General features: G+C 39.0%; 16 protein-coding genes. 2 read left to right on the top strand and 14 right to left on the bottom strand.

Annotated elements, in window-relative coordinates; all coding sequences use genetic code 11:
• Positions 1-42: 42 nt before the first annotated feature.
• A complete protein-coding gene (gene glnB, locus H5126_RS01265; RefSeq protein WP_002962211.1) occupies positions 43-381 on the bottom strand; it encodes a nitrogen regulatory protein P-II in 339 nt (112 codons plus the stop codon).
• A 160-nt stretch (positions 382-541) separates the two neighbouring features.
• Here glnB and H5126_RS01260 point away from each other — a divergent pair, with 160 nt between their 5' ends.
• On the top strand, positions 542-1,105 hold the full coding sequence (locus H5126_RS01260) for a GspH/FimT family pseudopilin (RefSeq protein WP_024603774.1): 564 nt from the start codon (positions 542-544) through the stop codon (positions 1,103-1,105).
• 79 nt (positions 1,106-1,184) lie between these two features.
• Positions 1,185-1,715, top strand: a complete 531-nt coding sequence (locus H5126_RS01255) for a GspH/FimT family pseudopilin (protein WP_024596577.1) — start codon at positions 1,185-1,187, stop codon at positions 1,713-1,715.
• Between the two features lie 6 nt (positions 1,716-1,721).
• Here H5126_RS01255 and H5126_RS01250 read toward each other — a convergent pair whose 3' ends face one another.
• The 13 genes from H5126_RS01250 to murJ all read right to left on the bottom strand — a co-directional run bounded on the left by H5126_RS01250 (position 1,722) and on the right by murJ (position 16,632).
• Entirely contained in the window at positions 1,722-2,138 is a 417-nt protein-coding gene (locus H5126_RS01250; protein WP_024596576.1) for a type IV pilin protein, read from the bottom strand.
• A 9-nt stretch (positions 2,139-2,147) separates the two neighbouring features.
• The gene (locus H5126_RS01245) at positions 2,148-5,366 is read right to left on the bottom strand and encodes a PilC/PilY family type IV pilus protein (RefSeq protein ID WP_182720529.1); all 3,219 of its coding nucleotides are present in this window, start codon (positions 5,364-5,366) and stop codon (positions 2,148-2,150) included.
• A gap of 1 nt (position 5,367) precedes the next feature.
• A complete protein-coding gene (locus tag H5126_RS01240; protein WP_024596574.1) occupies positions 5,368-5,871 on the bottom strand; it encodes a hypothetical protein in 504 nt (167 codons plus the stop codon).
• A complete protein-coding gene (locus H5126_RS01235; RefSeq protein WP_165723620.1) occupies positions 5,859-6,836 on the bottom strand; it encodes a PilW family protein in 978 nt (325 codons plus the stop codon). The genes H5126_RS01240 and H5126_RS01235 overlap by 13 nt, the downstream gene beginning before the upstream one ends.
• Before the next feature lies 1 nt (position 6,837).
• A complete protein-coding gene (pilV, locus tag H5126_RS01230) occupies positions 6,838-7,398 on the bottom strand; it encodes a type IV pilus modification protein PilV (protein WP_024596572.1) in 561 nt (186 codons plus the stop codon).
• Between the two features lie 185 nt (positions 7,399-7,583).
• A complete protein-coding gene (locus tag H5126_RS01225) occupies positions 7,584-8,285 on the bottom strand; it encodes a LytTR family DNA-binding domain-containing protein (RefSeq protein ID WP_024596571.1) in 702 nt (233 codons plus the stop codon).
• Positions 8,282-9,316, bottom strand: coding sequence for a sensor histidine kinase (locus H5126_RS01220; RefSeq protein WP_002958233.1), 1,035 nt, complete (start codon positions 9,314-9,316; stop codon positions 8,282-8,284). Before H5126_RS01220 ends, H5126_RS01225 begins: the two co-directional genes overlap by 4 nt.
• Positions 9,317-9,345: 29 nt before the next feature.
• Positions 9,346-10,275, bottom strand: a complete 930-nt coding sequence (gene ispH, locus H5126_RS01215; RefSeq protein ID WP_002958232.1) for a 4-hydroxy-3-methylbut-2-enyl diphosphate reductase — start codon at positions 10,273-10,275, stop codon at positions 9,346-9,348.
• Positions 10,275-10,715 (bottom strand): FKBP-type peptidyl-prolyl cis-trans isomerase, encoded by a 441-nt coding sequence (fkpB, locus tag H5126_RS01210; protein ID WP_149594271.1) that lies wholly within the window; start codon positions 10,713-10,715, stop codon positions 10,275-10,277. The genes ispH and fkpB overlap by 1 nt, the downstream gene beginning before the upstream one ends.
• The gene (gene lspA, locus H5126_RS01205; RefSeq protein ID WP_002958230.1) at positions 10,712-11,212 is read right to left on the bottom strand and encodes a signal peptidase II; all 501 of its coding nucleotides are present in this window, start codon (positions 11,210-11,212) and stop codon (positions 10,712-10,714) included. Before lspA ends, fkpB begins: the two co-directional genes overlap by 4 nt.
• Positions 11,213-11,224: 12 nt before the next feature.
• Entirely contained in the window at positions 11,225-14,053 is a 2,829-nt protein-coding gene (ileS, locus tag H5126_RS01200) for an isoleucine--tRNA ligase (protein ID WP_182720530.1), read from the bottom strand.
• Positions 14,054-14,058: 5 nt separating this feature from the next.
• Positions 14,059-15,009, bottom strand: a complete 951-nt coding sequence (gene ribF, locus H5126_RS01195) for a bifunctional riboflavin kinase/FAD synthetase (RefSeq protein WP_024596625.1) — start codon at positions 15,007-15,009, stop codon at positions 14,059-14,061.
• 84 nt (positions 15,010-15,093) lie between these two features.
• A complete protein-coding gene (murJ, locus tag H5126_RS01190; RefSeq protein WP_370660919.1) occupies positions 15,094-16,632 on the bottom strand; it encodes a murein biosynthesis integral membrane protein MurJ in 1,539 nt (512 codons plus the stop codon).
• Positions 16,633-16,915: the final 283 nt, after the last annotated feature.

The following is a 16,915-nucleotide window of genomic DNA, read 5'->3' as shown; positions in this document are numbered from 1 at the left end:
GGCGCTTACTAAAGCGCCTTTTAACTACATAGAAAAACAAGCTTAAATCGCTTCTTCATCTTCCTCTGCAGTACGAATACGTATTACACGCTCAACATCTGTGACAAATATTTTACCATCACCGATTTTTCCTGTTTGCGCCGTTTTTACAATAACTTCAATTGCACGGTCTACATCTTCATCAGTCAATACAATATCAAGTTTTACTTTAGGTAAAAAATCGACCATATACTCTGCGCCACGATATAGCTCTGTGTGACCTTTTTGACGTCCAAAGCCTTTAACTTCGCTTACCGTCATCCCCGTAATACCTACATCAGACAACGCTTCACGCACATCGTCTAACTTAAAAGGTTTGATAATTGCTTCTATTTTTTTCATATTAAGTACTTTTGAAAGCTTCAGTTGCCTCGATTTTAGACAATCATGATGTTCATAGCAAACAAAGCGATTGAATTACGGTGATAAAACAACCGATCGTGGTATAATTTATTATATAAAAATAGCTATACTTAAATGACTAGCAGTAAATGAGATTAATATGAAAAACAAACAAAACGGGTTCACCCTTTTAGAACTCATGGTAACCGTTGCTATCGTTGGGATCATTGCATCAATTGCAATTTGGAATAGTAGCGATATGCTAGAAGAAAATAGAGCTGAGAACTTTTTGTTGGAATTAAAAAGAAATATTAGCTACGCCCGTGCTCAAGCTGCAAGTACGGATGAAATAGTCATTGTATGCCCTGCTCCTAATACAGTTACAAGTAGTAGCTCAAGTCTCACATGCCAAAGTGAATGGGCATCAACTAATACCGTTATTTTATTTATAGATACTGATAATGACGGAAGTTATAAAAGCGCAAATGATAGTCTATTACGTGTAATGTCAGAAACTCCGTCTAGCGATAGAATAAAATTCTCTGGTAATAATAGCCTTCGGTTTAATACGAGCGGTCGTATTACGACAAGTTTAGCTGGCTCAGGTAGCTTTACGGGCTTTGTATACTGCCCCAATAATGACAACGAAAACAATAAAGCGCTGAATGTATCAGTATCTGGTACTGCTTTTTACCTTGGTGACACCACTGAAAAGTGTGATTAAAAAACGTACAATTATATCTTGTCATATTTGTATCATTTACTAGACTGAGTTAATCATTTATTAACTCAGGTCTTCAAGGATGAGATTATCAATATCAAAAAGTAAGGGAGTAACACTTCTCGAATTAATGGTATCTATGGCTGTTGTCAGTATTATCAGCCAATTATCTATGTGGTTTTACCCAGATTTTTTAGCTAAAAACCGCTTAGATAACCACGTAAACCTCCTACACCGAAATATAAATTATGGCCGTTTATATGCCATTGAAAATACTACTTACGTCACGCTTTGTGCACTAAAAGACAGTCAATGTACAAAGGACGAGTGGAATGGCCAAATGTCACTCTTTATCGACAAAGATAAATCAACCTCGTTAGATGATGATGAACTACTCTTAAGTACTTTTGAGGAGATCCATGAAGCTGACAGTCTTAAATACCCTCGCAGCGCAATTACGTTTCGTCCTGATGGTTCTTTGAATGGTTTTCAAAATGGTACTTTTATATATTGCCCCAACAGCAATAAGGCCAACCTCGAGGGGTTGGCCTTATCAGTAAGTCAGACTGGCAGAATACGTATTAAATCAACTGATAAGTGCCAGAAGAAGTAATCTAGGCTATCGACCCCAGCAATAACCAATATCGGTGTCTCCTTTAGACCCTTTTGCACCTTTGAGACCAATATCAGTGATTGAAAGCTCTTTACAATCAGTATCTCCTTTTACAGCACCGTCTATAGGCTTAGCTGTAATAGTGAAGGTATTACTATCAACTACGCTGATAGATAGTTCAAAGTGACCATTTTCGGTTTTACTTTGTAGCCCTAAGTCAGTAAAGGATTGCGTATACTCACGATTATCTACAAAATATTGCTCCTCTTTGTTTGCAGCATCTAACAATGCTGCAGCAGCTTCAGCGCGCGAAGCACGCTTTACATATTCTGTATAATTGGGCAATGCAATTGAAGCAAGTATGCCTACAATTGCAACCGCTATCATCAGCTCAATTAAGGTAAACCCATGTTGTTTCTTCATTTAATTTCCTTAATTATTAACTTCGTCATTTTCTTCACGTTTATAGATATATGTTTGTTGAGTTTTAAAGCCAAACCCTACAGCATTGTCATTAACCAATACAACTTTACCATCAACAATTGTTAAGCCAGGGCCCTTTATCTCAACAGGCTTCATTGGGTTTTCAGCATTTTCACCTTTGATACCCGGCCCAATTAGATAAAACTGACTTTCTTGTGTTACGTCAACTGTTGGGTTGTCATCACACTTACCATCTCCATTACCATCTACGCATGAAGGGCCTTCGCCAAAGTATAACTGAGGTGTATCTGGTACATCATAGCTGGTTGTAAATTTAAGGTCATCATACACTTTAGTACCGTAATGTAAGTGAAATGCGTATAAAGAACCACCACCACCACTTAGGGAACATTGGTTTTCAGTCGATGTATCTGATGCAGGTGTGAAACTTGTAAAATAAGCAACACCTCCAACAACTGTAGCAGCAGCTAGTGATTTTTCACCCGTTCCTAACTCATATCTCCAACCATTAAATTTAGCCAAGTCGACTTCTAAGTCAACAAAATCATCAACGTCATCTAGAGCATTACCAAATGGGTCTGAATTCATTTGCATCAAATCAGCAGGTACAATAGTATCCGGTGCATTCGTTTTATATGATTTAGTAACTGTATTTTCATCTCTGATCATAAACAGTTGATCTTTTTCATTGGTACCGGTTGGTTTTGAGCGGTTACCACTACCAATAACTATTGCATCATACGGCGTATCTAAGCGTGTTATAACGGTACTACCATCAACTGTTGTCTCGCTTACTTTACTATAAATGGTTCGTGCAACGAGTGGTTTGTAAAAAAAGCGTCTGTCTTCAGTTGCTTTATTACTGCCAAGCTCAGCTAATTTAAAGTGACTAAATTCACTAGTACTAGTGCCTGGCATATCTATACGCCAAATATCTCCACCAGTATCTGCCGCATAAATTCGGTCTATATATCCATCATAATCTGAGTCAAGCGTGGTAATATCTGCAGCAATGCTATGCTTACCTTTAAAGCCATTAATATCGGGTGTTAATGCCCATACTCTTTTACCTGTTTCGGCTTCAACAATGTAAATACCTCGCCCTGTACTATCTTCACTTTTAATCACCGCATCTTTGTTTGTATCGTACCCAGCACCAAAAATTAATAAAGGCTTGTCACCAAATGCTTTAATGTAGGCTATTTGCGGTTTTGACCATGTTTGCGCAAGCTCTTTAAAATCACCTTTTCCGCCTTCTATTGGTGCGCTCCATAGTTTTTTAGGCTGATCGGGATTTGTTATATCCAGTGCGTAGTAGTTTTTACCACCTCGACGCATTCCTGCAAAAGCCCATACTTCATCATCACCACTCGCATCAATAATCCCGTCGTTTAAACCATCGCTATTTAAGTTTTTATTATTAAAATAAACGCTGATTGGACCATCCATACCATATTTTTTACCCGTTTCTTTGTTGCGCAGCGGTTGAATAATGCTGTACAGATCTGAGGGTATAAATGCCCAGCTTTCAGATACTTCATTATTTGTATCATCGTCTTTAAACATATGCAAAAAGCCAGCATTGGTACCAATAAGAATACGAATATCATCATTACCGTAATCAAGCGCAACAGGCTTTGAATGTAGAGGATCACCAAAAATATCATCTCTTTGATCCGTGGTATCGTTATCGTTATCTTCATCATCAACATCAATACCCATAGCCCATTTAATATCTGAACTAGATAAGCTAATTGGGTTATTAGTTATTAAATCAAGAATGTCACTAACAATCGATGTAGTAAATCGTACTATATCGCCTTGTTTATCTGTATATAGTGTTCTTCGTTCTTCTGCGTTGGTTCCTGTTAAGGTACTTAGTTGATAATTAACGCCACCTTGTGCTACTAAGTTCCCATCTGCTGACTTACCATCAGGAAGCCAAAATGTTTTTGCATCAGTGTCTATCAAACCATTAGAATCAAGCGCTACATTGCCTGTTGAATCAACTATGTTACTACCCGATACCTTTAACTTTTTTAAGTTACCGCCCCAGCGGGTATTTGTCTCTGGGTAAAACATTGCAAAATAAATAGCATCTCGACTACGGGTTTGATCTACGTTGTTACTAGCAACGGACGGCGATGAAAAGCTATCATTTACTTCACGAATACGAGAAATTGCACTGTTTAATGATTCAGAAAGCTCATCTGGCGTACTTGCGGGCAAGTTTTCACCACCACCTAAAGAAGCGGCCCTACGTAAAAGCTCTTGTCCACTCGCGCTCATACCAGAGCCAAAACCGATAGTATATAAACGGCCTGTTTCATGAATATCGGGAGTCGACGGGTATAAATCAACAGTAGTATCACTTGTACCATGAATAATTTTAGCCATTTGGTGTAGGTAACTACTGTAGTAACTATCCGTATTCCAGTTTAATCCTTCCCCAAAGTACTTCTCATGCTCTGCACTAATTTGGCTGTCACTATCATTATCGCCAGATGGGTCACCATCCGTCATATAAATGATATTTATTGAATTATCACAACGTTTAGCTTCTGCTGTACTATCTGCAAAAGGTGATATATAGGTATAATTCGTTTCAGGTACATAATATGTATTACATACCTGATAGCGATTTCGTCCCCGACCAGCCCAGTAACAATATTGATTTTCAACTTGGACAGTAGAGGAACTTTCTACACTCGTATCACGCTCTATTATTGAAGCTTCAAGCCCGTACTGAACTCCTTGCCCAGTAATATATAAATAAGCTTCCCAAAGAGTTTCTGTTAAAGGGGTCCCCCCAGCAGCAGGTAAAGCAGCAAGTGAATTTCGTATAATTGTAGAATCTTTACCAACTCCATTAACTATATAACCACCGTCTGTGGCTTTAAAGCGCATTAAACCAAAGTCGATAGTATCTTCGTTATCGGTAATAACTTTATTCATCGCAAACTGTGCTGCAGCTAATCGACTATCAGAACATAAAGCCCAACCTCCACTCGAATATTGCCCACAATTACTACCTGTACTTGATGAAAAAGCCATGCTTCCTGATGTATCAAAAATCAGTAATACTCGAGGTTTTTCTTCAACATCCACATCATGATTAACATAAAGCTCTATATCTTCAGCATAAACTGACGCACTTATTGTTAAGCCAAGTAAAGAGGCTAACACTTTGTTTAATTTTAATTTCATATTAAATCCCCTTACTTATGCTAGCCATTTCTTGCGCTACACCTGTAACAATGGTTAGTTCATGCTTACTTTTAGAGCCATATTCTATTGTCGTGGCGACCTGTAACATATTGCACGATATACCTGCAGTAAAATTAAAGCGTCGAGGACACTCTAGGTCAAGCGCACCTTTGTTTAGATTAACCATTTTGCTTTGCATACCATCATGTGTTGCGATCACCATGCCTTCTTTATCAGAGGCTGCAATCGAAGTGACTTCATCTGGACTCAAAAAAAACTGATTATTCGCACCTTTATTTGCTTCATCAGAAATCATGCGCTGTACTTCGCCAATAAGTTCATTTTCGGCCACTTCACGCTCTTGCGCTGCATTGGTAATTTTAATATCAATACTACTACTGCTCATAAGGGTCACCGCTATACCCGTCACTGCAATTACCATTATTAGAGCAGTGATCAGTACTACACCCTGCTGCTTTTTCTGTGATTGTTTTAAATACGCCATAAATTTGATCCAACATTATTTAATCGAATAGTCGTGGTAAACACTGTGCGTCTGAAACTATCTGTGAATTTCAATTCACGCTTGTTTTCATCTTCACCTAATATGTAAGTTTGGTTTTTAATTTTAACCCCAGGGTCTGGCTCCAATGCGCGTATTAATAAAAATACCTGTACTGTTAAAATACCCTTTCGATTTTCCCAATCAGTGTGCTCCATACTTTTAATACTTCGGTATGTATCTACACGATTGTCGCTGTTTGTATCGAGACCAAAAACAAACCGCATGTTTTCGACACCTTCCATAATAGTTTCTGTGGTGATATTCCCACCAACTAAGCGCTTTCTCATTAATGCAGGTACAGTTAGGTTCTTGTTATTTACTTTATATGTTTGCTCTGAAATATAATAAACATGATGGCTATACGGCCAAATAGAGGCATTAACAGAACTTCCTGTAATTTCACCTCGCTTGAATTGGGCTCTCTCTTGCTCCGCTATGAAATAGTTTTCACTCGTTTGAGTCTCACCTTCAGTTAATTGATCACCTTGTAAAAACTTTAACTGAATAATATCGGTACCTTTTACTGGACTCGTTACGCAGTTTAGTTCTTTTGAAGCATCTGCAACCTTCGCATAAATAGTTCTAAAGTTACTCGCAGTTGCCAAATCAGGAAAACTACCGTTATTTAGTCCTTCAAAACAGTCATTTAGCGGGTTTGATAATGCTTCTGTGTTTACCGAAGTAAAAGAATCATCATAATAAGTGCCCCAAAAGCCAATTTGTTCAATATCACGTTGCATTATGTTAATTGCAAGGCGTCCTGATTCTTGAAGTTCACCAATAGTCATCGTATCTTTAGTGGTTACTTTCATACCTATATAGGTAAACATAACGCCGCCTAAAATTAACCCACCAATAAATAATGAAATCATCATTTCTACAAGTGTAAAACCTTTTTGCTTCATGTTAGCTCCTAAGGTAAATATAACTAGTTAAAACAACTAAACGGCGCTTTTTATCAGCCGTTCCACACTTGATGTCTCCAGTCGTACTATTTGCATTAAACTCTTGACGCCCTTGCCAAGATACAACGACCTCTAAATTAAATGCTTTACCACCTGTACCTGCAACTGCAGTAGCCGCAATACATACAGTTGCGTCATCTAAAGAGCCTGTGTTTTCCCTTGCTTTTATAGCTCTTTTCCATTGCTCAAGGTCTAGGGCTGCAACTTGCGCTGCGCTACAAGTGCTTGTAAAACACGTCTGTGAGGTTTTAGTTGAGGCTTCGCTATTAAATGTTTGGGTATATAGGCTAGCTATTTGCGGGGTATCGTTAGCACGGATACGCTGCACAATATCATTACCAAGTGCAACTGCAGCAGCACGCTGCATAGAATCAAAGCTTGCTTGCTTTGCTTTTGCTTGCAAAGCAACTGCGCCTAAAAGGCCAAAACTAAGAATAATAAATGCAATTAGCACTTCAATCAGAGTGAAGCCTCTTTGCACTTTTACGTGAGGTGATTGCATAATAAAACCAAATAAAAATTATCTGATTTTAAGTTTATGTTATTTATTTGAGGAATCAATGAGGACTAAGACAAGCGGTTATATTTGTTGATAAACGGTTAATTAAACCTGTTTATTCAATAACACCGTTGATAATTAAGACTCAAATGTATTTAAATCAAGGGGAGGTTAATTGCAAGGTAAGCCTAAAGCGAATTTTTTACTAATTTAAGCTCACGGCGGCTCACTGGCAATAACTCACTGCACCCTTGTAGCTCAATCATATGATTGCCATTCGCTTTTGAATGCAAAGCAATTACTTTTTGTTTATTAACCAATGTATTGCGATGAATTCGCAAAATATGTGTAGGAAATTGTAACTCTAATTGTTTTAGACTTTGTTCAAGTAAAGCTTCTCCACCACAGAATATCATTTTGGTATACTTTTCTTCGGCACTAAAATACAAAACATCATTTATATCAACACTGCGTAGAGTACCAGCTAGCTGATAAGAGATTTTTACATTTTGTTGTTTTTGAATATGTACTTTATTTAAGCGCCCGACTTGCTTAAGCACCTTTTGCAATGATTGCTCTGAAATAGGTTTAACTAAATAACCTGCAGCGCTTAATTGTAAAGCATCGAAGGCATGCTCAGGGTGAGCAGTTATAAAAACAATAGCAGGAGGTAGAGTTAAACTATTGAGCTCATTAGCAACTTGTAAACCATTCATACCAGGCATATCAACATCTAAAAAAATCAAATCCGGCGTTTGCTTTTTAGCCAGTACTAGGGCTTCATTACCATTACTTGCCTCGCCTTGTACAACTATGCTTTTATCATGTGCCAACAAACGAATTAAGCGCGATCTCGCAAGAGGTTCATCATCAACAATGAGTACGTTCATACACTGCCCTCAATTAGCTTAGGAATAACGACCTTGACCCTAAACACATCATTTTTATTAGTAATTGTTAGCTGCGCTTTATTTTTATAATAAATATTTAATCGCTGGCGAATATTTTCAAGCGCCATGCCGTTATTAGGCCTAGTTTGAGCATTAGAAATTGTTATAGGGTTAGAAACAATCATGGTTATATAGCCGGTAGTAATATGTAGCTCTACTTTTATTTCTGCACCATGCTCACTTGTTTCAACACCGTGGCATACTGCATTTTCAATTAATGGCTGCAGGGTTAAACAAGGAATGCTCAATGCAGGTAGTTCATTAGGTATTTGCCAATCAACGCTTAAGCGATTACCGAAACGCCATGTTTCAAGTGCTATATATTGCTTACTCAGCGTTATTTCATCGTCAAGAGATACATTTTTTCCTGAGTGCATTGCTGCCTGCGATAAGGCGGCTAATGCTAAAATAGCCTGCTCTGCCGCATCGGCATCATGATGAGTAAGCTCTGCAGCGGTGTTTAAACTATTATATAAAAAATGAGGACGTATTCTAGCTTGCAAGGCATCAAGCTCAGCTCGAGAAAGCGCTTTAGTTTGCTGCTCTTTCTCAAAATGAATTAATAAAAATTGGACGAATAAAGCCGCCAGCAAAGCCACTATAATGCAATTGCGAAGTGTGAAATAAATTAAGTTATCTGTATCATCTATATCAAAAGCAAAATGGGAAAATAAAATACTAAAAATGCATGTAGATAATAAAAAAAAGATAAAAAACAAACTTAATTGAAAAGTTTGAGTGCGCGTTTGTAAGAAAAATCTACAAAAGTATAAAGAAGAGGTACCGACTAAAACAATTAAATGCATAAACAAACTGATGATCCCAAGTCGAAGCCAAATATCTCCTTCTACATTGGGTGCAAAGGCTAAAACAATAGCAATAACTTGAGAAACAATAAGCGAAGCTAGTACGCCTCGCTCATTAAAAAGAGCCGAAAAAAGCAAACCATCATTTTTTAGTGACTTACTCATAACGACTCTCCTATAATCTAAATTTTAAATTAACGTAGCTCTACAGGAACAGCAAATACGATATTCTCTTCTTCGCCTGGGTTTTCAACAACCTGCGTACCACCAAGATCTTTTAATCGGCTTATAACTTGTTGTACAAGTACTTCTGGCGCAGATGCACCCGCAGTTACACCCACTGATTTAGAACCTGAAACCCACTGCTCTTGCACATCAGTTGCATCATCAATTAAATAAGCAACAGTGCCCATTTTATCTGCAAGTTCACGTAAGCGATTAGAGTTAGAGCTGTTTTTAGCGCCAACAACTAATAGCACATCAACTTTGTCAGCTAAGTCACGAACAGCATCCTGACGATTTTGCGTTGCATAACAAATATCATCTTTACGAGGTCCATCAATTGATGGAAACTTATTGCGTAGTGCATCAATAACATCAGCAGTATCATCAACTGATAAAGTCGTTTGACTACAGTAAAAAAGATTTTCAGCATTTTTTACATTAAGCGCAACAACATCATCAACGGTTTCAACAAGATAAATACCACCGTCTGAGTTATCATATTGTCCCATTGTTCCCTCTACTTCAGGGTGACCATGATGTCCAATTAAAATACACTCAATACCTTTGCGACTCGCACGTGTAACTTCCATATGCACTTTAGTTACAAGCGGACACGTTGCATCAAATACTTTTAAATCACGACGTTTAGCCTCGCTGCGAACCGCTTGCGATACGCCATGTGCGCTAAAAATAACAATACTGTCGTCAGGTACTTGATCAAGCTCTTCAACAAATACCGCACCACGACTTTTTAGTCCATCAACCACATAGCGGTTATGTACTACTTCGTGGCGAACATAAATTGGCTTTTCAAAAATATCTAAAGCGCGCTCAACAATACTAATAGCACGGTCAACACCAGCGCAAAAGCCGCGAGGATTAGCTAGTAATATTTCCATTAACCTTCCACCTCAATAATATCAACTTCAAACGTTAAACGCTGGCCAGATAAAGGGTGGTTAAAATCAATCGTTACCGACTCACCTTGCACTTCGCGGACTAAACCAGGAAGCTCAGTGCCATCAGGTTGAGTAAACGCAATAATTGCACCTACCTTAGCTGGTGTTTCTGAACCAAACTTACTACGGTCAACATAGTAAATATTATCTGGGTTTGGCTGACCAAAAGCATCTTCAGGTTCTAATTCAAACGTTTTACTTTCGCCTGCAGTTAAACCTAATAAACACTTTTCGAAGTTTGCCGTTAAGCTGCCATCACCCATTGTTAATTTAGCAGGTTTGTTGTGCACCTTGGTAGAATCAGCGGCAGAGCCATCTTCTAATTTAATAGAAAAATGGAAAATAACTTGCGAGTTTTCACCAATTACAGCTTGGCTCATGCTTTATGCTCCTTTGGACTCTCGCCGGTGAAGGCGTCAAATAACAATAATGCTGCGCCAATACAAATAGCGCAATCGGCAATATTGAATACAGGAAAATGTGAGTCTTTATAAAAAACGTGAATAAAGTCGATTACATAACCATACGCAATACGATCGTATAAATTACCAATAGCGCCAGCAAGTACCAATGCATAAGCACCGCATAGTACTTTATTTGTAGCAGGTAAGCGTTTTAGCCACCATACAAGCAAAGCACTAATAGCAACGGCAATTGCACTTAAAAACCAACGCTGCCAACCACCCGCTTCACTTAAAAAGCTATAAGCAGCACCATAGTTATGTACATAAGTAATACTAAAAACAGGGAGTAAGTTTATAGACTCTTGATAAGCCATAGTCCCTACAACAAGTGTTTTACTGGCAAAGTCTATTACTAAAAGTAATAGACTCAACCAAAGCCACACTAAACCACTTTTTTGGGCTAGTTTGCTCACTAAGAATAACTCCTAAGCGAATTGACGCTTTTCACCTTCGCCGTCAACATTACTTACACAACGACCACAAATTTCAGGATGAGCAGGCTCAACGCCTACATCTTCGCTGTAATGCCAACAACGCTCACATTTAGCAGCATCTGTTGCAGCAACGCTAATGAACAAACCTTCAATCTCGGTAGCTTGTGTATCTACAGGCTGGCTATCAACTTCAGTAACATTCACGGCTGATGTTAACAATACAAAACGCAGTTCATCACCAAGCGCGTTTAATTTAGCGGCAAGCTCTTTACCCGTAAATAAATTCACCGTTGCTTGAAGTGTTGCACCAATGACTTCTTCTTTACGTGCAGCTTCTAATAAGCGGTTTACTTCGTCACGTACAGTTAAAATCTCTAACCAATCATCGTTACTAAATTGGCTATTTGTTGGTGCTTGTAAGCCATCGTACCAAACTGATGTAAATACGTAGTCACTACGCTCACCCGGTAACGCTTCCCAAATTTCTTGTGCGGTAAAGCTCATAATAGGTGCCATCCAACGCGTCATTGCTTCTGCAATATGATAAAGCGCAGTTTGACAAGAACGACGTGCATGGCTATCACTCTTAGCTGTATATTGACGATCTTTAATAACATCTAAATAGAACGAGCCAAGCTCACCCGTACAGAAGTTCATTAGCTTTTGAGTTACTAATAGCATTTGGTAGCTGTCGTATGCGGCTAAAATCTCGTCTTGCAACTGAGCTGCGCGACCAACAATCCACTTATCAAGCTCAACCATATCATCAACAGCTACTTGATCTGTTTCTGGGTTAAAACCATTTAGGTTAGCAAGCAAGTAACGGCTGGTGTTACGAATACGGCGGTAACGATCGGCTGAGCGTTTAAATATTTCATCCGACACAGTCATTTCTGCCGTGTAATCGGTAGAAGCCACCCACAAACGTAGAATGTCAGCACCTAGTTTATTCATCACATTTTGTGGTGAAATAACATTACCTAGTGACTTAGACATTTTGCGGCCGTTTTCATCAACAGTAAAACCATGAGTCAATACTTGGCGGTATGGCGCATGACCATTAATAGCAACAGATGTCATCATTGATGACATAAACCAACCACGGTGCTGATCAGAACCTTCAAGGTATAAGTCAGCTGGACCAACCAGGTCTTCACGTGCATCTACTACACAAGCGTGTGACACACCTGAGTCAAACCATACATCTAGCGTATCTTGCACTTTCATGTATTGCTTGGCGTCTTCTTCACCAAGTAAAGTAGCTGGTTCTAAATCGTACCATGCTTGTATACCAGACTTTTCAACAAGCTCTGCTGCTTGAGCAATTAACTCTTGTGTATTTGGGTGAAGTGCACCGGTGTCTTTATCAACGAACAATGCAATAGGAACGCCCCAAGTACGCTGGCGAGAAATACACCAATCTGGGCGGCTTTCAACCATGTTAGAAATACGGCTTTCGCCCCACTCTGGTAACCACTGCGTGTTTTTAATCTCAGCAAGAGAATCTTGACGTAAGTTAGCCTGATCCATACTTACAAACCATTGTGGTGTAGCACGGAAAATGATTGGTGTTTTATGACGCCAGCAATGTGGGTAACTATGCGTAAGCGCATGGTGATGCATAAGCGCACCACGCTCTTTTAACACTTCAATTACGCTCGCATTCGCCTTAAATACATGCTGACCTGCAAAAAGTTCGGTATCTGGTAAATAAACACCATTTGCACCAACAGGGTTAGCCACTTCAAGGTTGTAATTTAAACCAGCCACGAAATCTTCTTGACCATGGCCTGGGGCGGTATGTACAACACCAGTACCTGAATCAGTAGTTACGTGTTCTGCAACAATCACTGGTACATTAAAATCATAAAAAGGATGGGCTACTTGCAAGTTTTCAAGCGCTGCACCTTTTACATACCCTAGTACGTGAAAGTGATTAAAACCAAAACGGTCCATAGCATCTTTAACAAGCTCAGAACCTAAAATTAGACGTTGTTGTACGCCTTCATCTTCAACCTGTACTAACGCATACTCTAAATCGGCATGCACAGCCACAGCGCGGTTTGCAGGAAGCGTCCACGGTGTTGTTGTCCAAATAACAGTACCAACACTGCCTTCGCCTTTATGACCATCAGCCAAATCAAATGCACTAACAACAGCATCTTGATCAACAAATATAAAACGCACATCGATTGCTGGAGACTGCTTATCTTGGTATTCAACTTCTGCTTCTGCTAATGCAGAGCCACAGTCTGTACACCAATGCACAGGCTTGGCGCCTTTATGCAAATGACCTTTTTCAATAATTCGACCAAGTACACGAATTGCATTCGCTTCAAAGTCAAAGTTCATTGTTAAATATGGCTTATCCCAATCTGCAAATACGCCTAAACGTTTAAAATCAACTTTTTGACCTTCAACTTGTTTTTTAGCGTATGCACGGCATTTTTCACGAAACTCACTCGCAGTAACTTTTACACCCGGCTTGCCTACTTTTTTCTCAACCATTAACTCGATTGGTAAACCATGACAATCCCAACCTGGAACTAATGGTGAATCAAAGTCAGATAATGTTTTAGACTTAACAATAATATCTTTTAATATTTTATTAACTGAGTGGCCTAAATGGATATCGCCATTTGCATACGGAGGGCCGTCATGCAAAATAAAGGTTTTTTTACCTTTCTTAGCGCTGCGAATTTGACCATAAAGGTCGTCCTCATACCATGCTTTAAGCATTTTTGGTTCACGTTGTGCCAAATTGCCACGCATTGGAAACGGTGTTTCCGGTAAGTTCAAAGTATGTTTATAGTCGCTCATTTATCCTACATTCCGTCTCTATCGGCTACCTGATTTAAACCAAAACACTGCTTAGCGGCAGCAACATCAGTTGCTATTTGCGCCGTTAATTGTGTTAATGTCTCGAATTTTTTCTCATCGCGAAGTTTTTCTATTAACTCCACATGCATAAATTGTCCGTAAATATCCTGTGCAAAATCAAAAAGGTGAACTTCTAATAATGCACGAGTTCCATTAAATGTCGGCTTATTGCCTACATTTGCAACTCCAAAAATCTGTTTTCCTGCAATCGTTGCTTGCACTGCAAACACTCCGTTGACAGGACACACTTGGCGTTTTAGGGCTATATTTGCCGTTCTAAAACCGAGTTCACGTCCTCTTTTCCAACCATGTATAACACGCCCAGAAATAGCATAATCGTGACCAAGCATTATTTTAGCACTCGCTAAGTCACCGGATGCTAAAGCATCTCGTATTAAAGTGCTGCTTACTCTAGCATTTAATTGACGAAAGCTCGCGGTGCTTTTTACATCCATGCCCGCTTGCTTACCCATGCTAGCAAGTAAGTGAAAGTTACCTTGGCGTTGCTTTCCAAACTTAAAATCATCACCAACAGTAAGTGCTTTAACACCTAACTTTTTAATCAAAATCTCATTAACGAATTGCTCAGCATGCATGTTTGCAAATTGCTGATTAAAGCTAATGCAAATAACTCGCTCAATACCTAAATCACTCAATAAACGTAACTTATCTCGTAAGCGCGTTAACCGTGCAGGGGCATTGTTTTTAGCAAAAAACTCTTGTGGCTGGGGTTCAAACAGCATTACAGTGCTAGGCAAACTATGCGCTTTAGCATCGCTAAGTAAACCTTTTAATACTTCTGCGTGGCCTAAATGAACGCCGTCAAAATTACCAATAGTTAACACACAACCAAAATGGTGTGGGCGAATATTGTGTATACCTCTAATTAACTCCATGCCACCTAATGCCTTGTTTAGCGAGCTATTAATTACGGCTAAAAAATGATTAAAGCCGCAGAGTTGCCGATTATAATCTTTTTTTTAGTTTGATTCAGTAATTGCTACACTTTTTATCGTATTTAGTCTAACGCCCATCACAAATAGCATTGCAAAGTAGCTAATACCTGCCAAAGCCACTAGCGCTACTAATAATATTACTTGCTGTGTAAAGGCCCATGTAGCCCAATAATAGTAACTGCTCACAAACCATGTGACAGCTCCCATAACAATACTTGCAACAACACATTTAAGTGTAAAACGCATACTCATTGATGAGAACTGGTATACATTTTCTTTTTTAAGCTGTCTGTATAATAAAAATGCATTGCAGCTAGCCGATAACGAAGTAGCAAGTGCCAACCCTAAATAACCAATGAAAGGAGCCAGCATAATGTTAAACACCATATTAAGTACTAAGGTAATAATACCAATACGCACCGGTGTTTTTGTATCTTGACGAGCATAAAAGCCAGGAGCGAGTACTTTTATTAGCATAAAGCTTACAAGTCCGACCGAATATGCGACTACGCCTAAGCTTACAGCTTTGACATGATCAATACTGTCTTCTTTAAATGCACCGTGGTCGAACAACACGGTAATAATAAGTGGGCTGATGATCATCAAACCTATCATTGCTGGCAGGCCTAAAAATATAACAAAACGAACTCCCCAATCGAGAGTATGCTGAAAGTCGCTACTTTTTTTACTGCTATGTAGTTTAGAAAGCGCCGGTAAAATAACTGTCGCAATACCAATACCAAATAACCCCAGCGGAAATTCAATTAAGCGGTCTGAATAGTAAAGCCATGCAATTGAGCCCGTCATCAGTAATGACGCAATCATGGTATCGAGCAACAGATTAATTTGACTAATAGAGACACCAAACAAAGCCGGTAGCATAAGTTTTCGTACTTTTTTTACGTTTTCGTCTTGCCATGCCCAGCGCGGACGCGCCAACATTTTAGCGCGATACAAGAACGGTAATTGAAATAGTAGCTGCACTACACCACCGACAAATACACCTATGGCAAGTGAATAAGCACCTACCGAAAATTTATCATGTAAAAAAATTGCACACGTAATAATAGAAACATTAAGCAAAACTGGTGTAAATGCAGCAACAGCAAAACGGTTATACACATTCATTACCGCACCACTAAGTGCAACTAAACTTACAAAAAATAAATAGGGGAATGTAAGTTTAAGTAGTGAACTTGCAAGTTCAAATTTTTCGGCATTAGGTCCGCCTTGCCACCAATCTATAAACCAACCGGTACCAAATAGTGCTGCAATAACAGGGGAAGCAACAACACCAATAATAGTGACAATTAGTAAAATGGTTCCTAATGTGCCTGCTGCCTGTGCAACAAAAAGTCTGACCTTGTCGTCGCCTTGCTGTTCTTTAATTTCACTTAGCACAGGTACGAATGCTTGTGCGAAGGCACCTTCTGCAAATAAACGGCGTAAAAAATTAGGAATACGGTTAGCAAATAAAAAAACATCAGCCGCTGCACTTGCGCCTAATAAATTGGCAACGACAGCATCTCGAACGAGCCCTAAAATACGCGATATCATAGTCATACAACTAACAATCATACCAGAGCGAAATAAACCTTTTGACACCTTAAACCTACTCAAAAATCCTCAAGATAGGCGATTATGCCACAGTCTTTTTTATAAATCGCTTTAAAGCACTAGGCTGGGGGTCTGTGCTTTGTTACAATGTCTATATTAACTGCTAAAGCGGCAAATTGATGCTCGTTATATGGTGCAGTTTTTCTTGGATTGTTAAATTTAAATTGACATCCATGATAGAAACAGGCATATTCCACGGCCTTTAATTTAAGCTTTATTTTAAGATTGT

Source organism: Pseudoalteromonas sp. SG45-3 (assembly GCF_014164075.1).
In the GTDB taxonomy this organism is placed as follows: domain Bacteria; phylum Pseudomonadota; class Gammaproteobacteria; order Enterobacterales; family Alteromonadaceae; genus Pseudoalteromonas; species Pseudoalteromonas distincta.
The sequence above is the reverse complement of the archived record's forward strand: the minus strand, read 5'-3'. Positions and strand labels throughout refer to the sequence as shown.

What these genes read in the sequence shown, in the direction of transcription:
- glnB (WP_002962211.1), bottom strand. Translation starts at nt 381, where the DNA reads ATGAAAAAAATAGAAGCAATTATCAAACCTTTTAAGTTAGACGATGTG.
- H5126_RS01260 (WP_024603774.1), top strand. Translation starts at nt 542, where the DNA reads ATGAAAAACAAACAAAACGGGTTCACCCTTTTAGAACTCATGGTAACC.
- H5126_RS01255 (WP_024596577.1), top strand. Translation starts at nt 1,185, where the DNA reads ATGAGATTATCAATATCAAAAAGTAAGGGAGTAACACTTCTCGAATTA.
- H5126_RS01250 (WP_024596576.1), bottom strand. Translation starts at nt 2,138, where the DNA reads ATGAAGAAACAACATGGGTTTACCTTAATTGAGCTGATGATAGCGGTT.
- H5126_RS01245 (WP_182720529.1), bottom strand. Translation starts at nt 5,366, where the DNA reads ATGAAATTAAAATTAAACAAAGTGTTAGCCTCTTTACTTGGCTTAACA.
- H5126_RS01240 (WP_024596574.1), bottom strand. Translation starts at nt 5,871, where the DNA reads ATGGCGTATTTAAAACAATCACAGAAAAAGCAGCAGGGTGTAGTACTG.
- H5126_RS01235 (WP_165723620.1), bottom strand. Translation starts at nt 6,836, where the DNA reads ATGAAGCAAAAAGGTTTTACACTTGTAGAAATGATGATTTCATTATTT.
- pilV (WP_024596572.1), bottom strand. Translation starts at nt 7,398, where the DNA reads ATGCAATCACCTCACGTAAAAGTGCAAAGAGGCTTCACTCTGATTGAA.
- H5126_RS01225 (WP_024596571.1), bottom strand. Translation starts at nt 8,285, where the DNA reads ATGAACGTACTCATTGTTGATGATGAACCTCTTGCGAGATCGCGCTTA.
- H5126_RS01220 (WP_002958233.1), bottom strand. Translation starts at nt 9,316, where the DNA reads ATGAGTAAGTCACTAAAAAATGATGGTTTGCTTTTTTCGGCTCTTTTT.
- ispH (WP_002958232.1), bottom strand. Translation starts at nt 10,275, where the DNA reads ATGGAAATATTACTAGCTAATCCTCGCGGCTTTTGCGCTGGTGTTGAC.
- fkpB (WP_149594271.1), bottom strand. Translation starts at nt 10,715, where the DNA reads ATGAGCCAAGCTGTAATTGGTGAAAACTCGCAAGTTATTTTCCATTTT.
- ileS (WP_182720530.1), bottom strand. Translation starts at nt 14,053, where the DNA reads ATGAGCGACTATAAACATACTTTGAACTTACCGGAAACACCGTTTCCA.
- ribF (WP_024596625.1), bottom strand. Translation starts at nt 15,009, where the DNA reads ATGGAGTTAATTAGAGGTATACACAATATTCGCCCACACCATTTTGGT.
- murJ (WP_370660919.1), bottom strand. Translation starts at nt 16,632, where the DNA reads ATGACTATGATATCGCGTATTTTAGGGCTCGTTCGAGATGCTGTCGTT.